14 protein-coding genes are annotated in these 21,075 nt (G+C 53.8%); 5 read left to right on the top strand and 9 right to left on the bottom strand.

The features are described 5' to 3' along the window. The first annotated feature begins 102 nt into the window (after positions 1 to 102). Together ACKZ62_RS11465 and ACKZ62_RS11460 are read left to right on the top strand one after the other, a co-directional pair. A complete protein-coding gene (locus ACKZ62_RS11465; protein ID WP_447096685.1) occupies positions 103 to 6,483 on the top strand; it encodes an NACHT domain-containing protein in 6,381 nt (2,126 codons plus the stop codon). 123 nt (positions 6,484 to 6,606) lie between these two features. After that, a complete protein-coding gene (locus ACKZ62_RS11460; RefSeq protein WP_447096684.1) occupies positions 6,607 to 6,972 on the top strand; it encodes a histone-like nucleoid-structuring protein, MvaT/MvaU family in 366 nt (121 codons plus the stop codon). Positions 6,973 to 7,512: 540 nt separating this feature from the next. On the opposite strand, the gene ACKZ62_RS11455 is transcribed toward ACKZ62_RS11460, so the two are convergent. From ACKZ62_RS11455 to ACKZ62_RS11440, 4 genes are all read right to left on the bottom strand, one after another. Beyond that, positions 7,513 to 8,118 (bottom strand): RNA polymerase sigma factor, encoded by a 606-nt coding sequence (locus ACKZ62_RS11455; RefSeq protein ID WP_447096683.1) that lies wholly within the window; start codon positions 8,116 to 8,118, stop codon positions 7,513 to 7,515. Positions 8,119 to 8,726: 608 nt separating this feature from the next. Then, positions 8,727 to 9,035 (bottom strand): hypothetical protein, encoded by a 309-nt coding sequence (locus tag ACKZ62_RS11450; RefSeq protein WP_015885952.1) that lies wholly within the window; start codon positions 9,033 to 9,035, stop codon positions 8,727 to 8,729. A gap of 29 nt (positions 9,036 to 9,064) precedes the next feature. Further along, positions 9,065 to 9,667 (bottom strand): hypothetical protein, encoded by a 603-nt coding sequence (locus ACKZ62_RS11445; RefSeq protein ID WP_003192635.1) that lies wholly within the window; start codon positions 9,665 to 9,667, stop codon positions 9,065 to 9,067. Between the two features lie 80 nt (positions 9,668 to 9,747). After that, complete coding sequence (locus tag ACKZ62_RS11440) at positions 9,748 to 11,298, bottom strand: MFS transporter (protein WP_015885950.1); 1,551 nt, start codon at positions 11,296 to 11,298, stop codon at positions 9,748 to 9,750. 116 nt (positions 11,299 to 11,414) lie between these two features. Between ACKZ62_RS11440 and ACKZ62_RS11435 the strand changes: the two genes are divergently transcribed. Both ACKZ62_RS11435 and ACKZ62_RS11430 read left to right on the top strand, forming a co-directional pair. After that, positions 11,415 to 12,053 (top strand): TetR/AcrR family transcriptional regulator, encoded by a 639-nt coding sequence (locus ACKZ62_RS11435; RefSeq protein ID WP_003192639.1) that lies wholly within the window; start codon positions 11,415 to 11,417, stop codon positions 12,051 to 12,053. A gap of 837 nt (positions 12,054 to 12,890) precedes the next feature. Beyond that, positions 12,891 to 13,499 carry an RBBP9/YdeN family alpha/beta hydrolase gene (locus ACKZ62_RS11430; protein ID WP_003192641.1) on the top strand — a complete coding sequence of 203 codons (609 nt, stop codon included), beginning with the start codon at positions 12,891 to 12,893 and terminating at the stop codon, positions 13,497 to 13,499. Positions 13,500 to 14,286: 787 nt separating this feature from the next. Here the strand turns inward: ACKZ62_RS11430 and ACKZ62_RS11425 are convergent. Together ACKZ62_RS11425 and ACKZ62_RS11420 are read right to left on the bottom strand one after the other, a co-directional pair. After that, positions 14,287 to 14,571: a hypothetical protein gene (locus tag ACKZ62_RS11425; RefSeq protein ID WP_032900782.1), complete on the bottom strand. Its 285-nt coding sequence runs from the start codon at positions 14,569 to 14,571 to the stop codon at positions 14,287 to 14,289. 159 nt (positions 14,572 to 14,730) lie between these two features. Continuing rightward, positions 14,731 to 15,087: a hypothetical protein gene (locus ACKZ62_RS11420; protein ID WP_003192646.1), complete on the bottom strand. Its 357-nt coding sequence runs from the start codon at positions 15,085 to 15,087 to the stop codon at positions 14,731 to 14,733. A 252-nt stretch (positions 15,088 to 15,339) separates the two neighbouring features. On the opposite strand from ACKZ62_RS11420, the gene ACKZ62_RS11415 reads away from it, so the two are divergent. After that, positions 15,340 to 15,960: a tyrosine-type recombinase/integrase gene (locus ACKZ62_RS11415; protein WP_447096682.1), complete on the top strand. Its 621-nt coding sequence runs from the start codon at positions 15,340 to 15,342 to the stop codon at positions 15,958 to 15,960. Positions 15,961 to 16,059: 99 nt separating this feature from the next. Here ACKZ62_RS11415 and ACKZ62_RS11410 read toward each other — a convergent pair whose 3' ends face one another. The 3 genes from ACKZ62_RS11410 to ACKZ62_RS11400 are packed head-to-tail and all read right to left on the bottom strand — an operon-like array spanning position 16,060 to position 20,982. Beyond that, positions 16,060 to 16,905: an SDR family NAD(P)-dependent oxidoreductase gene (locus tag ACKZ62_RS11410; RefSeq protein ID WP_015371099.1), complete on the bottom strand. Its 846-nt coding sequence runs from the start codon at positions 16,903 to 16,905 to the stop codon at positions 16,060 to 16,062. After that, the gene (locus ACKZ62_RS11405; protein WP_447096681.1) at positions 16,902 to 19,334 is read right to left on the bottom strand and encodes a flavin-containing monooxygenase; all 2,433 of its coding nucleotides are present in this window, start codon (positions 19,332 to 19,334) and stop codon (positions 16,902 to 16,904) included. The genes ACKZ62_RS11410 and ACKZ62_RS11405 overlap by 4 nt, the downstream gene beginning before the upstream one ends. Further along, complete coding sequence (locus ACKZ62_RS11400) at positions 19,321 to 20,982, bottom strand: GMC family oxidoreductase (RefSeq protein WP_003192627.1); 1,662 nt, start codon at positions 20,980 to 20,982, stop codon at positions 19,321 to 19,323. The genes ACKZ62_RS11405 and ACKZ62_RS11400 overlap by 14 nt, the downstream gene beginning before the upstream one ends. Positions 20,983 to 21,075 lie beyond the last annotated feature (93 nt).

Here is a 21,075-nt window from a genome sequence, read left to right as displayed (position 1 = left end):
AGCTAATCGATCGCAATGACGAAAATACGCGATAAATACGACAGTGTTCGAGCGTCAAGAGACGGTCATGAGTTCCATGAGGCTTGGGTAGCACGAAAATGTTTGGGTTTGCTGCTGCCGAAAGACGATTTCATCGGCTTGGCGATCGAGGGCTTTTCTCCGGCTGACCAAAAAACTGCGGAAGATGCCGGAAACGAAATCGCAGACGCCGTTCTTTACTTTGGGGATCGCTCCTCGTTTGAACACGCGAATCAGGTCGTGGTGGTTCAGGTCAAGTATTCGAAAGCTTCGGAAGACAAGCCATTTCGGGCGGCCGACGCAAAAAAAACGATTGAGAAATTTGCCAAGACATATCGGTCTCACAAGAGAAAACATGGCACCGAGCAGGCACGGGCAAAACTCCGTTTTGAATTGGTCACTAACCGTCCCATTTTGGCCGAACTGCACGATGCTGTAGCAGGAATAATTGCAGGAGCTGTATTGCGCGGCACGGTGAAAGACCAGGCAGACCAAATCCAGGCTGCTTGTAAGCTCCAAGGCAAGGATCTCGCTGAATTTGTTAGCCGCCTACATTTCACCGGTGTTAGAGGCGACTTGCGAGAAAGCAAGAATAGATTGGCGATAGCTCTCGCGGACTGGTCTGCTGCCCGCGACCCTCTTGCGAGAGTTCGGCTCAATTCTATTCGAGAGCTTGCTCGGGATAAGGCCAACCTGGCAAACCAGAATCGGAATGTCATATCGCGCGCTGACGTCCTTACAGCCCTTGAGCTGCAAGATGAAAACGATCTATTGCCATGTCCAGCTTGCTTTCCAAACGTCGGCCCAGTCCTCGAACGAAGCCAACTGTCCGAGGTTGTAGCGAAAATTCCACTACTCGATAGTCCTCTGGTTATCCATGCGGACGGGGGAGTTGGCAAGACCGTCTTCATGAATTCGATCGCGAGTCGGCTTGCGAATGAGCATGAAATAGTGCTCTTCGATTGTTTCGGCATGGGACAGTATCGTGCTCCCGGGGATGCAAGGCATCTGCCGAGAAAAGGCTTAGTTCATATCGTCAATGAGCTCGCGTGTCGCGGCCTGTGTGATCCGCTTTTGCCGGGTACGGACGATAGCGATGACCTGATCCGTGCCTTTCGGCTGAAAATAGGGCAAGCAGCAGAGACTATCCGTCGAGTTATGAGTGATCGACAGCTGATCATCTTGCTCGACGCGATCGATAACGCCGGCGAACAGGCGAAAGACCGAGGCGAACCGTCTTTTCCAGAACTGCTGCTAGCGAGCATAAGTCACGGCGGTGCGCTCACGGGAGTACAACTAATCGTTAGTTCGCGCAGTCATCGACGCGTGGCTGCGACCGGGGGCGCTGCATGCGAAGAGTTCGAGTTAAAACCGTTCACTATTCAAGAGACTGGCGAGTTTCTGCGCCAGCGTCTCGATGGGCACACTGAAGCCAGGATTCACGTTGCACAGTCCCGATCGCGAGGTAACGCTCGAGTTCTCGAACACTTGGTGTCGGATGGCGCCACTCTTCTCGCCCCATCCGAAATTGATAAAGTCATTCAACTTGATGACTTACTCCACAAGCGTATCGAAGACGCGCTAAAAGTGGCGCGAAAGCAGGGGTATCGAGACGCAGCCATCAACGCCTTCTTGGCCGGATTGGCAGCTTTGCCGCCTCCAGTCCCCTTGCGAGAGTTTGCGGAAGCAAGCGGGCTGGACGAGGGGGCGGTCGCTAGCTTCGCCGCGGATTTGTCCCCGCTGCTTGAGCAGACGAAGCATGGACTTATGTTTCGTGATGAGCCGACAGAGACCCTAATTCGAGAACAATACTGTGCTGACAAGGAGACCCTAGGGGGCCTTGCTAGAAACCTTCTTGGCATGCAGGCAACTTCGATTTATGCCGCGATCACATTACCTCATCTGTTACAGCAATTAGAGGATGGCGAGAAACTGTTCGACCTTGCCTTTGACGAGAGGATCCCGGCAGCTATAAAGAGCGCCGTGAGTCGACAGTCCATCAGGCATGCGCGTTTGCGAGCTGCATCTGCATATGCGGCTGACAGGAATGAAGTAGATCGACTTGTACCTCTTCTTGTTGAGCTTTCGACACTTGCAGCGATGGATCAGCGTGGTACCAGCTACATTCTCGATAATCCTGATCTGACAGTCCTTTCCAATGATGCAGACTCCGTACGGCGTCTTTTTGAGTTACGCACAAATTGGCCTGGTACACGCCATGCGAGGTTGGCAATTGCTTACGGCCTTGATGGTGATTTGGCAGATGCTTATCACCACTCTCAAAGGGTTATCGAGTGGAGGACCCACTGGCTTGATCAGCACCAGCAGCCTCAAAGAGAAAAGGCAGATCCGACCGCGTTGGACATGGCAGCTATTCCTTTCTGCCAACTGGTCAAAGGGGAGACTGAGGTCGCCGCACGGGATATGTCGGGATGGGTAGATTGGTTCGCATTCGATGTTGCTGAGTCATTGCTTTCCCTCTTACGTCTTGGTGCTCATGTCGGGACTGTCCAACAGGACTCAATTCGCGCTTTCCTTACATCAACGTTGTTGGGGCCTGGGGTGCTTGCAGCCTCTATCCCCTTTGTTGAAGAGGACGAATCCCTTCAGCAATTGCTGATTAGCAGACTCGCTCAAGCTTGTGGGAACGTGGAGAAGGTCCGACTAGGTGAGAAACAGTACGGTTCAAATGAGCGACGGATAATCCGTGGATTGCTGAGATGCGCATCGATCGCCCTCGTGCAGGGCATGAAAGCTGAGGCCCGCACTATCCTATCCGCGTTGCAAATACCTGCACCTTCTTTACACGTTTATACGAGCAACTACTGGTCCGGAGAGATTCATTCATTTCTGGCAATGCAAGCGCTTCTCTGTGCGGCGTCTGATGAAAACGTCATAGAGCAGCACCTGCTACCCCAAGAACTGGCTGAGCTCGTCGTGAATCTTCCGGCCCAGCTCCAGGGGACGGATTTCAAAAAAGCAATGAAGTCAGAGCTCGAAAAGCAGTCTGTGGGGGGACAAGCCAAAAACAGTGAAAAGAAGCAGATTACTGCCGACACAAAAAGCTCTGCCATGCGCTTCCTTTCAGACCAATTGGAGCACTGGTTACAAATTTCCATCGCATTTGCGGCGTGCTTCGATCAACGGAAGAAAACTATAAGTAGATTGAGCCCGTTGCTTGATCTTTGGCCCGATCTTCTCAATCGTAAAGACTACCGATCAGGTGGGGGCGATGCACAGCGACAACGTTTTGAAGTATCGGAACGGCTTCTGACGCTGGCATTCGAAGCAGATCCGTCTCTGGATCAGGCAGAGGCCGTCAAATACCTAGAAGCAGTTGAGGCTCGTGGAATTACAAATGTCTCGCACGCCATCGAGATTGTCAGCGTGCTAGCGGTCCGACCTGCGCTTCAGATCTCAGCAGGCACAACTGCCATAAAAGTGAAAATGGCAATTGAGAAAGCCGATGACGTCAGTCAACGAGCGTCATTTTTTGCAGATCTGGCAAGAGCGATATCACCGGCCAGCCGGCACGAGTCGACGGACTACTTCCATCGCGGGCTAGAGCAAATGGATGCCGTCGGTTCTGGCGATTATAAGTTTGTGAACGAGTTAATGCAGTTTGCGAGTTCTCTGCAAGGAGAAGAGCTTTCCGACGAAGACAGTCATACGCTTTCCAACATCTGCGAGCTGAATCTTGGTGAGGAAAACAAGTTCAATTGGGGAATGTATGGCATGGCGATGGCCAAAGTTTCAGGGCTTAAGGGGTTTGCCAAGCTAGCGCGTTGGGAGGATCGCGGTAGGATCTCATTGGATTACACACTACTCCCCTATGCCAGAGCGTTGATCCACTGCGGGAAAATAGATCCCGCGATTGCGACAGCAATTCTCCGCATTTCCAGTCCAGCGGAGCTATGGGTCTGTGGTACAGAGCAGTTGGTCGAGTCGCTGGAAAGCCAGCAGGTACCTCATGCGGATGACTTGACGGAGGAGCTGATCACTCAATACAAACAAAACAATCCTAACGGATTTGGGCCAGCAGTACCGCGGGCATTGGCGCGTTTGGCGAAGGCCACCTTGGGCGATTCAAATAAGTATGACGACTTGTTCGCTGTGGCTGATCAAATTGAAGTATCTACACGCGAATTCAACGATCTGAATAATTGGCGAACTTCACCGCCTGTTTCAAATATTCAGAGACGACAACAGGCACAGGACGCCGCCGAGTCGCTACTCACGTCACTTGTCATCAAATCTACCCCCGTAAATGAGCTTTCCCTCGCAAATGCAATGGAAGAGCTAAAAAGTTTGAATGGGTCGGGGTGGGGGCATCAGCGCGATTTTTTTGATCGATTACAGGTAAAGGTTCCATATGGCGAGTGGCCTCAATATCTCACTTTGATCGCTCGTCAAGACCAATTGGTACTCCATGAGAAGCTTCGCATACTTAGTGCGTGCAAGGAGGCTTGGTCTAAGGCGTCGAATGCTGTTGCTATCACCCTAACCGGCTGCGCCAAGATCATCATTCGCCAGCACGTTTCGGACTTCGTTTCATTTGATTATTTATCCATCTCAGATATAGCCGAACTCTCAAAGCTTTCAGGATTAGATCGTCATTCAATTATCTTCGCTTTGATCAGGGAGTTCTGTCGGCCGAGTGCTGAAGTCTCTGCATCCGTTTGGCTAGCCCTTGCAACAGCCGTAAATACTATGGCTGCGAGTGGTGTAGGCCAGGCTGCGCTGCAGAGGCTCTTAAATACAGGGGCAGCTAAACTTGCGTCTTCTGTAGTGGATGGACCTTGGCGATCTGCTCTTTACCCGCGAGGCGATCAAACGGAAGTCGCGGCAGGACTTATTTGGTTTGCGCTTGGTTCTGCTCAGGCTGAGAGGCGATGGATGGCGGCTCATAGCCTCAGAGTAGCCGTACGACTTAACCGATCGGAAATTTTGGACAAGGCCGTATTGAAATTTACTACGACCTGCGCAGATTCGTTTCAAGCACAGGAGTTACCATTCTTTCATCTACACGCAAAGCTTTGGCTACTGATAGCCTTGGCCAGAATTGCTCTCGATGAACCAAAAGCTGTCGCTAAACATCACGATTTTCTTGAGCGAATAGCTCTGAGCAGCGTAGACCCTCACGTGCTTTTCAAACACTTCGCAGCGGAAGCCCTACTCATCTGTGCCCGCGTCGGCCATCTAAATATTAGTCAAACAACGTTAAGCGCGCTTCAGCATGTCAACCAATCGCAAAATTTACTACATGAGACAAAAAAGTATTTTAGTGGTTCTTTTTACAAATCCCGCCCAGAAGGCACGCTCAAACCACAAAAGGAGCTACATCTTGAATACGACTTTGGTAAGTGCGATGTCTCTAATTTAGGAGACGTATTCGGCAAAGAGTACTGGTTTACGGCAGATGCGATGAATGAATGGGTGAGAAAGCACGATGCTGAAATCACACATATGTCGGATCAAGGTGGTCGATCTGTATACCGTCGTGGTGGACATATGAACTTCTCTGCTGATCAGCATACCTACGGAGGGCAGTTATGTTGGCATGCCCTACATGGGGTAGCCGGTGAGTTTCTTGCCAAATATGCGGTATCTCGGCGGCCATATGATGAGGGTAACCCTTGGAATGAATGGCTGAGTCGGAGAGTTTTGACTCGCAAGGATGGGCTCTGGTTGGCGGATGGAACGGATTGGCGGCCTATGGAAACACGAATTAATTTACGTGATGTAAGTGGAGATAGAGTGGGCATAACGGGAGAGCCTAGCAAGCTTCAATCCCTGCTGGGCATCGATATCGATGTGGGCGACTGGATGGTGGTTGATGGTGACTGGAAGTCTGTCGACGGAATTGACGTTCACATCAACTCTGCATTGGTCTCTGCCGAGGAGAGCTCAACAGTCTCGTCCGATTTAGCTTCCCAGGACCCTTTTCAAGCCTATATCCCGCGTCTGGACGAATACGACGATACGAATCCTGCAACCGAGCTAGCGCACCCTCCATTTGTACCTTGGGTGGTCAATACGAGCTCAGATGCTGGCATTGATGAGACCGACCCATTCGGAGTGGTCGACGCTGCTGAGCGGAGAAAGCTGTCCAGTGTTGTGAATGCATTTGCACGAATCACTCCTCAAGACCCGTATGGGCGCAGTTGGGCCGACCCGTCTGGGTTTGTTCTCATGCGTTGCGAGGCTTGGTGCCAAGAAGCCCAACGCAATGAAGGAGATCGCTCGAGCGGAACTCGTATGCTATGCCGCTCCGACCTAATTCGAAATTACCTTGCTGCGAATAACGCGCATCTAGTCCTCTTGATAGTCCTGCGCCAGTATGAGCCAGGATTCGGGGATCGCTCTTCGCAGTTCAAGCATACCACGGCCGTTGTGCGGGTAACAGAGTCCTTAGACTTTACATATCATCGCGGTCGAACGAATGAATTACACGAGAATGATTAATGTGAAATCAACATATAGACTCTGGGCACCATTTTATCGATGCGCGCTTAATAGCCCTCATATAAGCTGCCTCTGAACCTTACCTTTAATGTGGCGTTAGCAACCACCGAAACGGAGATTTTCATGTCCAAACTCGCAGAATTTCGTCAGCTTGAAAAACACCTGGCGGAGCAGTTGCACGCGCTTGAGGCTTTGAAAGGAGACGCCGGCCTCAAACAAGAAATCGAATTCGAAACGAAGCTGCGGGCCCTGCTTGCCAAGTACGGGTATAGCTTGAGAGACATAATCAACCTGCTTGATCCTCAGGCCAGTCGTCGTGTCCCTGCCTCAGAGACAAAGTCTGGTGCACGCAAGCCACGCCAAGTGAAAATCTACAAGAATCCTACAACCGGTGAAGTCGTCGAAACCAAGGGCGGCAATCACAAAACGCTGAAGCAGTGGAAAGCTGAACACGGCTCAAAAACTGTTGAGTCTTGGCTGGCACATTAATCTCCAGTCAAATTCAAACGATGGTTTCCGTCAGGCACCCATCGTTTGCTATTCCTGCCTCGAGGGCCACCGCCCGCGTGATCCAATCAATGATGGCCCTGATCTGGTCACCACAAACATCCACCACTAGGATGTCCTCTGGACGCGCAAGGTCAGCGGTAGGAATAAATTGTCGGAGGCGAGTAAGTTGGGATGAATGAGCCGGGATGCAACGGTATTCACCGTTCATGACTCTGAGGGCAGGGAATCAAATCTGGAATGAAGAATGCCTCCATCCCCCGCAAGCCTTTGGCCGCTTTCAATGGGGTGCCGGCCCAGGCTAGCGACCGCGCTGAGTAATTGCATGGACTTGACCACCCATTTGCATTCGACTTGACCAGTCGTTTGCATCGGATTTGACCAGTCCGCTGGCCGAGCCTGACCGGTCCAAAGCTGCCGTTCACGAAGGGCAGAAATCGGCCAAAAGCGGTCATCAGGTGTCTACAGAAACAGGGGCTATTCAATCAGCCATCCAGACCGTTGGAAAAATCCTCCTAATGCTCACATATCAAGAGCGGACTGGTACTTCGCTATTGCAGAAAAAACCTTTAAACGAGCTCGGTGCAATAGCACTCTTACGTTAGTCAGCGATATCCCAAGAAGCGTAGAAATTTCGTTTAGATCCAACCCAGAGCGCTCCCTCAATATCAATACGCTTCTCTGCAATTCCGGTAGAGTCTCGAGAGCAATGTTGATGCGAGCATATAGCTCGGATTCGCTCAGAAGTGCTTCAGGGCTATCTTCATGCGATATCACGGAAGGAGTGTAGGAATAATCACCTACGACTAAAACGCCTCCTCCCTCAATCCACGAGGTACATGGAATACAATTCGACTCACTTCGCCGAGCTTTATATCGGCACTTCGCCGTATTGGACGTGACGGCCATCATCCAGGTTCTTAAGCTAGATCGTCTCTGAAATTTGCCTATGCCTTTCACAATCGCAAGCCATGCCTCTTGCACTACGTCATCTGCATGGTGCCGCCCCACGACTCCATAAGCTATGGCCTTCATGGCTCCCTGATGCGTGCACACCAAATCACGATATGCGTCTTGTTCTCCGCGCAATAGGCGGTCCAAAAAATGAGCGTCATCCTTGGCGTTCATGGCAGTACCTAACTGTGGTCGTATCATGATCGTAGCTGTCCTTGGCAGAGATGACGGTTCGGATCATGAAATGCCTAACCACTCATCGCACTGCATCGCTTGATAATCTCGGATACTCATCGCACTCGAGCCCTCAAGAGCACATACGGATCAACCCATTCACTAGATGCACAGCGAAGATAATTAAATGTGGAAGGAGTGAAGCGCCGCTACTTTTCAAGACGCATGCGGCTGGCAGCTGCTGGCCGATCTCTGCCTAAGTCCACCGTCAGCTTTGGGTCGGTTTCAGCCGGTCGCGACAGGCAGAAATCGGCCAGAAGCAGTCATCCCGTGATCACTCTACAACCTCTACGCGCAGTATCAGCCAAAAGAGCATCAACGCAGTGAGGAACAATACGGTGTGAGCGGTTTATAAAATGCTCTATTGCACAAGCGCGCGGATGGGGATGGATAAGCTGGCATATTTGAGGGTGTGCTGCTGAAAGCCGACGCGATTTTTGCAGAGAAACTCCCTGAAGAGCGGTTTAGATGCCTATTGAGCTGACCGTCGGGTCGTTGTTCGCCGCAATCCGACTTCTGGGCTCTTTGCGTGAGACCAGCGTGATGGTTCAGCCTCCAGATGATTCTGCATCGCACAAAAGCTCCAGCAAGTCATTCGCCAGGGCCGCCGCTTCTTGTCGATAGTCGGTATTCCAGCGGCTCGACCAGTTAATAGGCTTTCCCTCATCCTCCCAATGCGCCAACGCAAGCCCGTTGAGTATTTCAAGCTCGAACCAAATACGCTGCCAGGCGACGGCGTCCTGGACTGACGCTGTGTCTTTCCACTGGAATTCTGTTTGCGCGACAAATGCCGCCCATGCGAACACATCTTCTGAGGCTCGCTCGCCGAGCGTTCGGAAGTATTTCGCGCTAGCCAATTAACGATTCCTTGTAGTCGTGCACCTGTCTAGTAAATGTCCATCCCCGGATACAGAGCTTCAGGTGGATGATAATCGGGGTCCTCAAACCTACTGTTCTGGTAATAGGTTTGGGCCGTCGGTCCATCACCGTTGTAGGTCACCTGCGGATTTGGCGTGAGATGCCAACCGTTTCCTTCTGTGTCGCGCTCAATCAGCGATGCGTACACCCTACAGCTGCCTGATGAGCCGGATGTCAGCCTGAACTGGTAATAGAGTCCGGCTTGGGGAGTAAACTTCGTCGAGATGTGGCAGGAGCGAGTGCGTGACCCCTCCCAGAAAAGATCCACCTGCGTTTCGATACCGGGTCGGATCCGCGTTTCGTAATAGTCCCATGTGAGGTCTTGCCCTGCCTTGGGCATGCCCACGTCTTGTGTATGGGTGAACGGCAGGAGGCCGGTGCGAACAGCGCCGCCCGAACGTTTACCGTTTTCGTATTGGTAAACTTCGGCATGTTGCGTGTAGTCGACGATACGTACCCAGGCAGGATTGGGCTCGTTTTCGGGCGCGGTGAAGTAGTTGGTGTGGGGCAAATACTGGCAACCTGCGAACAACGGCAGCGTCAGGAAACAGAGGGTACGGCGAATAGACATAAAACAGTCCTTTACGGGATTGTTGTACAGACCACAGAACTGCAGGTGAATTTCAAGGCTGGCTCCACTCTGAAGCAAAGTCAGCCGCCATCTGTGTGTTTCGGTGGGGGCGATGGCAAGGTGTCGGCCTCAAAAGAGGTGATTAACAGCATCAGGGCCACCAGTGCACAGGCGAGCCCGGAAACCATCATTGCCACATGAAACCCGTGCTCCATCGCGGGAACAAAAAGTGTAGAAACAATCAGCGAGTCACTTGATGCCACACCATGAGCAATCACATACCGCGCAATCTCAGGCGCTTTGGCTACCCCTTGATCACGCAGCGCGGCAGCTAGCACTCGTGACGCCTCGCTGCTCATGAGCGTGCCCAAAAAGGCGACGCCGATTGTCATGCCCATCTGACGCAACGCGTTCATCGTGGTAGAGGCCACCCCCATACGATCAATCGGTGCGGCGGTCATAACCGCCATGCTGGTGGCAGGTACTGCGAGACCGGCTCCGAGCCCCAGAAGCCCGAACAGGGTGCCCACAATCCAATAAGGGGTATGTGCTGTGAAGGTCACCATGGTAGACATCGCCAGCGCCGTCACGCCATAACCGGCCACCAGAAGTCTTCGCGATGTCATCACTGCGCTCAAGCGCCCGTACAAAATCGACACGCAGCCGGTGACCAGAAACTGCGGCATCATTCGCCAACCCGTTTCAACCACTGACAAGCCTTGAATCGTCTGTAAATAGATCGAGAAGAAGAACAGGCAGCTGTAGTACGAAAAACCCAGGGTAAAAGAGGCCAGGTTGACCACGGCAAACGAACGCCTGCGAAACAGCGAAAGTGGCAATAACGGTCGATCTACACACCGCTCTACAAACATAAACAAAATAAACACCACCAGGGCAACTGCCAGCGCCGCTATGGGTATCAAAGAGTTCAAGCCCGGCTGGCCGATACTGATGAGCCCATAAGTCAGGCTGGCAAGACACACGACGCTGAGCACTTGCCCTGCCGGATCCAGCGCTGTGCGCGCTTGCTGTTTGTGCTCCCTGATCCCCCAGATGCCCAGGCCTATGGCAATCATCCCAAGAGGCAGGTTGATAACAAAAATACTCTGCCAACCTATGCCATGGAGCAACAAGCCACCCAGCAATGGCCCCAGGATAAGCGCCAATGCGCTGAACGCCGACCAGCCACCAATGACGTGAGCACGCTCTTCAGCGTCTGGAAATGCATGGCTGAGAATTGGCAGGGCACCCGGGATCAGAAGCGCACCGGCGACTCCCTGCACCGCCCTCCCGAACAGCAGTAAATCCAGGTTGGATGCCATAGCGCAAACTGCTGAGCCGACAGTAAACACCCCTACACCTGCCAGCCAGGCCCGCTTATGCCCATAACGATCGGCGATTGGCCCCGAAGACAGCATGAAGGCTGACAAACAGATCGTGTATGCATTGACGACCCATTGAAGACCGGAAATATCCGTTTGCAACGCGTCTTGCAGTGTCGGTAGTGCCACGTTCACGACGCTGATATCCAGCGTAGCGAGAAACGTGCCGAGGTAGGCTGCACATAGCGCCGCTATGCGGGGAAAGCGGCGGGTGACCGGGTTATCTGAGGCGGAGCGATCAATGTTCATGCCTCATGATATTTGCCGACTGACCGTCGGTCAATGGATCATTCCAACTTTTTCCCACCTCGATTGGTTCCCTCCTTTACACTGATTTCCTTTGACGAATTGTTTGAAACGAGACGATGAAAACCAAAGCCCCCGTAAAAGCTCCGGCGACAGAACGTGCTCCCAAGCCCCGGACCAAACCCGCCGAAGTACGTCTGGATGAACTGATGGCGGCAGCCGAGAAGCTTTTTCTAGCTCAGGGGGTCGAGGCCACCACGATCAACGAGATCGTTGAGTCAGCTCAAGTGGCCAAGGGCACGTTTTATCACTACTTTTCTTCCAAGAACGAAATGCTTGACGCTCTGGCCGTGCGCTATACCGAGCGCTTCATGCTCAGCCTGGACAATGCAATGGCGCGCTGCGCTGCCGATGACTGGGAAGAGCGTCTTCGCGCCTGGATTCACGCCAACATCGAAACCTACGTCAAGACATATCGTATCCACGATATCGTCTACGTGAACCACCACCATCATGATCGTGCCAACGGCTCGAAGAACGCTATTCTCGAGCAATTGCTTGCGATTATTGAAGGGGGCAAGCTGGCCGGCAATTGGGCGCCAGAACATCCGAACGTTGTGGCATTGCTCATTTATGCGGGCGTCCATGGCGCGACTGATAACATCATCGCCGCTAATACCGAGGACTTCGCCCCGTTTGCCCATGCCGTTGCTGATGCTTGCCTGCTGATGTTACCCAACGGCGTCAAACAAGCCTGATCGGAGGCGGTGCTTCGGCCAGAAGCAGACGCTCGCCAGTATATTTTGGTGCCTTATCGTTCTACTTGGCGTTGCCTCAGGATATCGGTGGCTGAAGGGAGCTACCATGTGCCTCGTAACCGACCGGGGCACATGAAATGCTCAGGCTTGCCTGGCTGGAAAGGCGCTGACCTGGCGCTATGCATACGTCCCCCCGACATCTCACGCCTGTAGGCGCGAGCTTGCTCGCGAAAACCCCATCAGCCCTCCAACTCGCCAGCCCGATAAATCGCAGTGTGATTGTGAGCCACCCACGCCCTCGACGGTTTGGTTTGTTAGGATCTTTACAGGTAGGTCGACTGACTTAAGTGGAGGGTTACGCTGACATTTTCGCATGATCGGAAAAGCGTACGACAACGGTATACCAAGGAAGCTGCTTATGCGCAGACGTCACCTAGGAGCCATCCGCCACATCCAAATCAGTGATCCATTGCCATTGCCGCCTGTGCCGCAAAAAACACGACTGCATCGCTTCTTGCGGCAGGGCGAGTTTGCCGAAATCAGGCCTTGTGTCACTCATGCGAAATTGGCCCTCACTTGACCACTCGTTTGCATCGCATTTGACCAGCCATTTTCAACGGAGTGACCAGCACGAGTCGTGGTCATTGACGGCCACGAATTGCCATCAGCCCTAGATTACAACCGCATTGCCGATGGCCGCGATTGGACGCATACCACGACACGCGTTGCAGGGAATCATCCAGATCGCTCAATTTATCAGCTGTGACATCCTCGCCGGCCGAAAGCAGAAAGTGTAGTATCAGCGACCGATCAATCCGCTGATCTCTGATACCCAATATGCATGCAGCCAACAGAACATCGAACCGCTATGACGGTAAACACGTTGTAATTGTGCATGGTTATACTGCCTCGCCCAATGTGAACTGGTTTCCGTGGTTGGCGGAGGTGCTACGGGAGCAAGGCGCGCAAGTTAGCATTCCAGCTATGCCTGATTCGTTCAATCCTGATCCAATAAAATGGGCATTGGCGTTGCAGCAATCACTGCCAGCAGCTGACACAAACACGATCCTCATAGGGCATAGTCTTGGATGCATCGCTGCTCTACGGCACTTGTTGTCCTTACCCGCACACACCCTAACTGGCGGAGTCTTGCTGGTCTCCGGCTTCGATAGAACGGTGTCTACGTTGCCAGAGCTACACGCCTTCACAGATGCACCGCTGGACCACGCGGAAGTTTGCCGTCGTACACAGAAAATCATCTCGCTGTTTTCCGACAACGATTCAATTGTTGAGCCGGCAGCATCTATCGAACTGTCCCGCAACCTCAAAGCCGAGCAAGAAGTCGTTAGTGGTGGGGGACATTTTCTCGACCGCGAGGGATTTGTACAGTTTCCAGAAATATGTACGGTTATTGCGAGGCTTCTTGGGCACGAGACACAGATTTAGCCGCTGGCGTATCCACGGGACACGCACTCGTTACTGCTTCACGCTCCAAGCCGGACGCTATTACCAATTCATGCTGACATCCGGTTCGGGCGGGACATGTACGTTGTATCCGTCGCTGATCGAACGCGACAAAGATGGGACCGGATGGCATCTGACTCCCAATTCTGAGGTGACGTACGAAGGCGAGGGGCCTACTGCCAAAATGCATTACAACAATAGTCGTTTTGAAGATCCCGATTACCACCCACCTGCGGATCTTTATCCTGGCATCGATGTTAACTGAAGGGCGTGTGATTCACGCCTAGCCGATGGCTGCCACTTACGGATCAATGTCAGGGGATATTTTATGGGTGCCAGGACGTACTGGCTCAGCGAGAGCGAACAAGCGTCGGAGAATCTCTTTGCATGGTCGGCTTTTGTCGCGCAAACCATCGCGCAAATTCTGCACTGAACCATCCACGAAAGGTTCGAACGAATCCAAGCCCAAGCCGTTCTGGTCTCGGCGTGTAAAAGACGCAATGGCAGTTTCGGATCGGACGCTGCCTAGGGCATTAGGCAACCTTGACAGCTTTAAGTGCAACGTCGAGCTGCGATCTGGCATTCGACTCATAGCGGCAGGCGAGCAGTCAAATTACCGAACTCTACAATGTCCGAAACGGATTCCTTCTGAGGCCTTGAGGGCTGCAACGTCTTGCGAGCGATCATCGGAAGGGGCTCCTCTTGATCAGTTGCGGTTCTCACTCGTCTTTTAACGCCGAGTCAGGAACAGGCCCGGTAGCTGCTCTAGCTACCATGTAATCCGATCAATTTCCTCTTGGTTCATCGCACGCCAATCAGTCTGGTGGATACCGTAATCAGCTTGAGCGTACTCAAGTGCCTCCTCCAGCGAAAGCATCAGATGGTCCCCTTCAATCTGCTGGCTGGTGTAATCAATGAAGCGAATCTCCATATAAACCGGTGGTTCGTCCTCACCCTCAACCTCGAGACCAAACAGCACGATAGCCGTAACACTGGGGCGATACTCACAAATGCACCGCACCTTGGCAAAGAGGTACAAGGGGGGCTTTTTCATATAGGGACTCCTTCACTGCTCAAGTGGTGCATGGGGTACAAGCGACAGCACAGGGTCGGTTGCAGCCTATCTCTACCGGCAGCTGACGACCCACAGGTGTCAGCAACCAGAGTCAGAGCGGAGGCCGGGGCTCGCGTCGTATAGCCATCGCGTTCCTGGCTACCACACCAAGATGGGAAATATATCGTGCCGCGTACTCACGACATAAGACTCCAATCCATTTTTCTCAGGATGGATTTGCAAGATCATTTGCGTACTGAAGGTGATGGTGAAAACCCCAAAACTATCAATTGAAAAAGCTTCTACATCGTGGTTTAGAAAGTCGAAAAGTAAAGGGCTTGTGGCAGCATCTTCACCATGCCCCCACTTGCATACCCTATTGATATCACAAGCGAATGGGCACTGAATTAACACGCTAGCCATATCGCCAAAAAGCAGGATCTGCGAACCGATCCCGACAGTTACACCTGTTAGCGCGGAAGGAATCATTTCGGCCAAATCTGAATCATTTATCATCGTGCCGTGCTCTTTTCATACAGGTGGTTGTTGAAGAAGCATAGGCCTGAATCGGCTCTCATTTAGTAGGCAGATCATATAACCATTTGTTAGCGCGGCCACCCAGGCTGACCGTCCGACGTTAGCGGAAGCGGCTTGGGTGACGTCAGCTTTTGGCCGAAAACGGTACTTGGATGAATGACCGCTTTTGGCCGGTTAGCGACCGTCGCTCTGATTAGCCATCCTTGTCTTTCCACACGTGGAGGACTTGTCATGAACATCATCGCTACCTGCGGCCGTCAGCCCTGGAACAAAGGAAAACTAGTCGGGCAGAAAGCCCCACTCCGACTGAGAGATATCTGGGCCATCCGAGTAAGGCTTCAAATTGCGAAAAGAACCCGGGATCTGGCTCTCTTCGATCTGGCCATCGACAGTAAGCTTGGAGCCTGCGACTTAACCAAGCTCCGCGTGCGTGATGTCGCCCATGGCGAGCACGTATCATCACGAGCCATGGTGATGCAGCAGAAAACGCAGCGACCAGTGCAGTTTGAGATCACTGAGCAAACACGGTCAGCTCTCGTGGCCTGGATACATCAGGCACAACTTCGCAGCGAGGACTGCCTTTTTCCTAGCCGGCTACATACCTCAGACCATCTATCCACTCGTCAATACGCTCGTATCGTCAAAGGCTGGGTGAAAGCCGTAGGCCTTGATCCAGCCATGTATGGCACTCACACAATGAGACGTACGAAGGCATCACTAATCTATCGCAGAACGAAGAACCTACGGGCGGTTCAGTTGCTGCTCGGCCATACGAAGCTGGAGAGCACTGTTCGATATCTGGGTATTGAGGTCGATGACGCCCTGGAGATGGCGGAACAGACTGAGGTTTGATCATGCATAGCGACGGTCGAAGTCAGGCCGTCGCTAACCGGCCATCAGCAGTCATTGGTATCAAGATATTGGTTGGGGTCAAGAGGAAATTAAGCTTTCCTATTTTCCGCCGCGTGCTTGCTGGGCGAGTCGGATGGTCTCGACAATATCCGCATCCTTGAAGCCGACTGCTTCGACCACACGGCGAAATATGCCTGGCAACCATGCAACTAAAGTATTGCGCTTGGGAATAATCACAGTGTCACAACGACGCTCGATACCCTTGACGATGCTGACGATGACATCATCGAGTCCAATCATTTTCCATAGCCCCCTCTCGTTTCCGCCCCAGACCTTGTTCCCGACTGGATCAGCTTGTACAGCATCCATCATTGGGGTCCTGAAAAATGTCGGGTGCACGCATCCTACGCCGACCCCAAGATGACGTACCTCAAGTCGGACACTGTCGCACAGCGCCCAGACCCCCGCCTTGCTAGCCGCATAGTGACCGCTGAGCGGGCCATGGATGAATGCAGCCATTGATGAGATCGCCATGAGATAGCCCTTACGCTCCTTCACGTAAGGCAGCACCGCACGGAACGTACGGAAGACACCATTGAGGTTGATGTCGGTGTGGCGCTCGAATAGACGAGGTTCCATAGTGGCCATGGAGTCGACGACGTAGATGCCTGCGCCGGCAATCACCACATCGATTCCGCCAAAATGCTGAACGACCGAAGCCATGGCTGTTTCGACGCTATCCAGAGAACAGACATCTGCTTGCCAGCCAGCTGCGACATCGGTTCCGCCCAGCTCACGAGCCTTCTCATCTACAACCGCGCCATCGAGGTCAAGCAGCGCGATCCGGGCGCCTTTGGCGCGAAGCGCCTTGGCCAGAGCCAACCCAAGGCCGCCGGCACCGCCCGTGATAGCCACCACGCGGCCGTTGAGCACGTAGGGTTTCATTGCTGCTCTCCTGAGCGGGGCAGTTGCCCCTGCGCAAAACTGCCTATGGCCTGTAGCGCATTTGCCGCTGAACGCAGGTAGAACGCTTGCAATTGAAAGACGTGCCACCGCGTCATGTAGATCTCCACACGACAATCGACTCCGCTACAGATGGCGTGCTCGGCTAAGCGAGTGGAGTCGGACAGCAGCAACTCATCGTCGCCGACCTGAACCATCATCGGCGGTAGCCCTTTCAGGCTGACCTGCAGCGGCTGCTCCATCAGCTCACCGGCATACCACCTCAACCCCTGCTCCAGCCAGCCTCGACTGATCATCGGATCTTGCTTTTTGCGCGAGAACATAGAGGTGCCGCTAAGACGTGGGTCGACCATCGGCGACATCAATAACAGCGCGCCGGCAAAGCGAACGTATATGTCGCGTAGTTTTAGCGCCAGGCACAGCGCCAACGAAGCTCCGGCTGAATCACCCGCCAGGAAAATCCGTGAGGGTGTATAGCCCTGAGCCCTCAGCGCCTCGTAGCAGAGCAACGCATCATCGAGCCCCGCAGGACACGGATTCTCCGGTGCCAATCGATAATCAACCACCCACACCGACATACCCGAGCTCCTGGCAAGACGGCTTGTAATGCTCCAGTGAGTATGCGGCGACCCCACACAAAACGCCCCACCGTGCAAATACAGGATCACCCCACCGTTTTCGCCTTGCTTAGGAGCAACTACTTGCACCGGTACGTTATTGACCAATTGACGATACTGAAACACACCTTGCGTACCCGGCATCAATGCCGACAACACGCGCACCACTTTACGCTGCGCCGCAGCGCTCAAGCCCGGACCGATCAGTGAACGGAATGTGGTGCGCAAAAACAGCCTTAAGAACCCAGCACTCAGCTTTTCCTTTAGCCCCGTGGGGGCTGCTATGGTCGAACCACCGTCGAACGGACGGCTGAAACGATAGGTGTGCAAGCCTGAAAAACGAGTTAACCCGCGATAGCTGAGTGTGAAACCCGGCCAGTTAGTGCTGTTATTACCGGAGGCATCGACGTACCAGCTTTTGCAGCCGCTCCATACCGTAGCGGCCAGGCGCTGCTGAGTACGCCTGTGGAAGCGTTGATACACGCTCGAATCAACTTCGACAGTATTGGCACCCGTGTCCTTGAGCATACGCCAGCAACGCATGACATGAGAAATCTGACTCTCCAGCATATAAACGATTGAGTTGTGCCCCAAATTGGTGTTCGGTCCGTACAACATGAAGAAGTTCGGAAACTCGGGCACAGTCAACCCAAGATAGGCACGCGTACCATTGCGCCAGGCATAGTTCAGGTCCACCCCCCCACGTCCGACGATACGCATCGGCGCCAGGAACTTGGTTGCCGCAAAACCGGTGCCGTAGATGATCGCGTCCACCTCATGTCGCTCACCGTCAACGGTCTCAATACCGCTCTCGTTGACCCGCGCAATTCCCTGCGTCACCAGTTCCACATTGGACCGGCTCATGGTCTTGAAGTACTCGCTGGACAGTAGAATACGTTTGCAGCCGTACGGATAATCCGGCGTCAACTTCTGTCGCAACGACGGATCGCGCACTTGCTCGGCCAGTAATCGACGAAACGGGACCCCCACCGCCCACTTCATCAGGCCTTTGAAACGGGTGAAGGCCAGCGCGCGTGATTCGTAGCGCAGATAGATTAGAGCGCGGTAGGCGCGCATAAACCCCGGCATTCTGAGAAAAAGCGACTTTTCCCTTTCGGAGTAGGCGCGGTCCGGCCGTGGCATCAGGTGCGCCGGCGAACGCTGGAAGACTTTCAGGTGCCCGACAGTTGCGGCAATCGCCGGTACGAACTGAATCGCCGACGCACCGGTACCGACCACCGCCACCCGCTTACCGGCCAACGGATAATCATGGTCCCAGGTCGCTGAATGGAACACATGGCCCTTGAAGCGCTCCATACCCGACAGCGCGGGGAATGCCGGACGGCTGAGCTGGCCGGTACCACTGATCAACAGGGAAGCACTCAGCACCTGGCCGTCTTTTAGAATCACACGCCAGAGCGAGTTGGCTTCATCGAATTCAGCGGACAACACTTCAACGCCAAAACGAATGGAGGGATGCAACCCGTACTTCTCTGTGCAACGACGCAGATAGGCATGAATTTCGGCCTGGGGTGCGAACACCCGGCTCCATTCCGGGTTCGGTTCGAACGAGAACGAGTACAAGTGCGAAGGCACATCACACGCGGAACCGGGGTAACTGTTGTCCCTCCAGACGCCGCCAACATCGAGTTTCTTCTCCAGGATCAGAAAGTCCTTCACCCCTGCCTTTTGAAGGGCCACGGCCATACCTATGCCGGCAAACCCCGTACCGATGATAATGGCGCTCAGGGGCTTGTCCGCTTGATTATCGACTTGCGCTTCAGGCTGTGACATGAGGCACCTCTTTAGCAGCGACGGCGTTTTCGAAACGGGCGGACGAATGCGTCTGCGGGAGACCACGAATCAAGTCCACGGCCTTCTCGGCGATCATGATCGTAGGCGCATTGGTGTTGCCGCCAATCAGGGTCGGCATAATTGATGCGTCGACGATGCGCAGAGCTTGCAAGCCGTGTACGCGCAGTTGAGCGTCGACCACGGCCAATGGATCATCGCCCATTCGGCACGTGCCCACGGGGTGATAGACGCTATCGGTGCGCTCACGCAGCAGAGTGCGAATCTGCTCATCGGTTTCGACCCCTTCGGTGTACAGGGTCCGTGTGATCCACTTGGCCAGTGAAGGAGCCTGCATCAGACGACGGGTGAGTTTGAATGCCGCGACCATGTCTTCGAGATCCTGCGGATCTTTCAGAAACGCCGGATCGATCAGCGGTGCCGCTTGTGGATCGTTACTCGCCAACGTAACGCTGCCGCGACTACGCGGGCGTAATAGACAGACGTGGCACGATAACCCGTGCCCCATGCGCAAGGTACGCGCATGGTCTTCGACCGGGGCAACGACAAAATGCAATTGGATATCCGGTTTGTCTAATGTGTCGCAGGTTTTGAGAAACGCTCCCCCTTCAGCGAAGTTAGAGGTGAGCATGCCGCGACGCTCTTGGCGAAATCTCCAGATCTCCTTCAATATTTTCAGGCAGCCGCCCAGGGAAACGCCCATGGCGTCGAGGCTGTTTGTCTTGTAGACGAAGACAAAATCCGGATGATCCTGCAGGTTTTGCCCGACCCCCGGCAGTTCGTGCAACAACGGGATGCCATGGCGCTGCAACTCCACCTTCGGCCCCACGCCGGAGAGCATCAATAACTGCGGGGTCTGGAACGCACCTGCGGCAAGGATCACTTCACGCCGAGCTCGAAGGACGTAAACCTGTCCGTGTTGCAACACCTCCACACCCACAGCACGAGTACCTTCGAACAGAATGCGTTGCACTTGGGCGCGGGTTTCAACGCTCAGGTTATCGCGCACGCCAATGTGGGGCAGCAGATAAGCGCGTGCCGCACTGTAGCGCTCGCCATGTTTTTGCGTGACTTGATAGGCACCGACCCCCTCCTGCTCTGCCCCATTAAAGTCGTCGTTGAGCGGCAACCCGGTCTCGCGGGCAGCCTCCAGAAAACGTTGCTGAAAGGGGTTGTCGGAGCGCAAATCGCTGACCCATAGCGGCCCGTCTCTGCCGTGCCAGGCATCATCAAGGCGCTCGTTATGCTCACTGCGCAGGAAATACGGCAAGACGTCCTTGTACCCCCAGCCAGGATTGCCCAGAGAAGCCCAATGGTCGTAATCCCACTGATGCCCACGCACGTAAATCATGGCGTTGATCGACGAAGAGCCGCCCAACGTCTTGCCTCGCGGCTGATACCCCGTACGTCCTAGCAGCGCGGCCTGCGCAACAGTGTCGAAGGCCCAGTTGTTCACCTTGGTCGGTACCATGGCCACTGTCGCAGCAGGAATACGGACCAGACTGGACCGTCCCTCCCCTCCCGCTTCCAGCAAGCAGACGCTGGTGTCCGGATCTTCGGACAACCGTCCGGCCGCCACGCAACCAGCGGAACCTCCGCCGACGACAATGAAATCGAAAGTCTTTTTCATGGTTGTTATTCCTTGGGCAAGGCAGAGCGGCGTTTGCGGCTTCGCAAACGCGCGACCTGGCTTGACCAGGCGCTGCGGTGACCTTTTATTGTT

The sequence above is a fragment of the Pseudomonas sivasensis genome, from assembly GCF_052938085.1.
The sequence above is the reverse complement of the archived record's forward strand: the minus strand, read 5'-3'. Positions and strand labels throughout refer to the sequence as shown.

What these genes read in the sequence shown, in the direction of transcription:
- ACKZ62_RS11460 (WP_447096684.1), top strand. Translation starts at nt 6,607, where the DNA reads ATGTCCAAACTCGCAGAATTTCGTCAGCTTGAAAAACACCTGGCGGAG.
- ACKZ62_RS11420 (WP_003192646.1), bottom strand. Translation starts at nt 15,087, where the DNA reads ATGATAAATGATTCAGATTTGGCCGAAATGATTCCTTCCGCGCTAACA.
- ACKZ62_RS11445 (WP_003192635.1), bottom strand. Translation starts at nt 9,667, where the DNA reads ATGTCTATTCGCCGTACCCTCTGTTTCCTGACGCTGCCGTTGTTCGCA.
- ACKZ62_RS11400 (WP_003192627.1), bottom strand. Translation starts at nt 20,982, where the DNA reads ATGAAAAAGACTTTCGATTTCATTGTCGTCGGCGGAGGTTCCGCTGGT.
- ACKZ62_RS11425 (WP_032900782.1), bottom strand. Translation starts at nt 14,571, where the DNA reads ATGAAAAAGCCCCCCTTGTACCTCTTTGCCAAGGTGCGGTGCATTTGT.
- ACKZ62_RS11405 (WP_447096681.1), bottom strand. Translation starts at nt 19,334, where the DNA reads ATGTCACAGCCTGAAGCGCAAGTCGATAATCAAGCGGACAAGCCCCTG.
- ACKZ62_RS11455 (WP_447096683.1), bottom strand. Translation starts at nt 8,118, where the DNA reads ATGAACGCCAAGGATGACGCTCATTTTTTGGACCGCCTATTGCGCGGA.
- ACKZ62_RS11415 (WP_447096682.1), top strand. Translation starts at nt 15,340, where the DNA reads ATGAACATCATCGCTACCTGCGGCCGTCAGCCCTGGAACAAAGGAAAA.
- ACKZ62_RS11440 (WP_015885950.1), bottom strand. Translation starts at nt 11,298, where the DNA reads ATGAACATTGATCGCTCCGCCTCAGATAACCCGGTCACCCGCCGCTTT.
- ACKZ62_RS11435 (WP_003192639.1), top strand. Translation starts at nt 11,415, where the DNA reads ATGAAAACCAAAGCCCCCGTAAAAGCTCCGGCGACAGAACGTGCTCCC.
- ACKZ62_RS11410 (WP_015371099.1), bottom strand. Translation starts at nt 16,905, where the DNA reads ATGAAACCCTACGTGCTCAACGGCCGCGTGGTGGCTATCACGGGCGGT.
- ACKZ62_RS11430 (WP_003192641.1), top strand. Translation starts at nt 12,891, where the DNA reads ATGCATGCAGCCAACAGAACATCGAACCGCTATGACGGTAAACACGTT.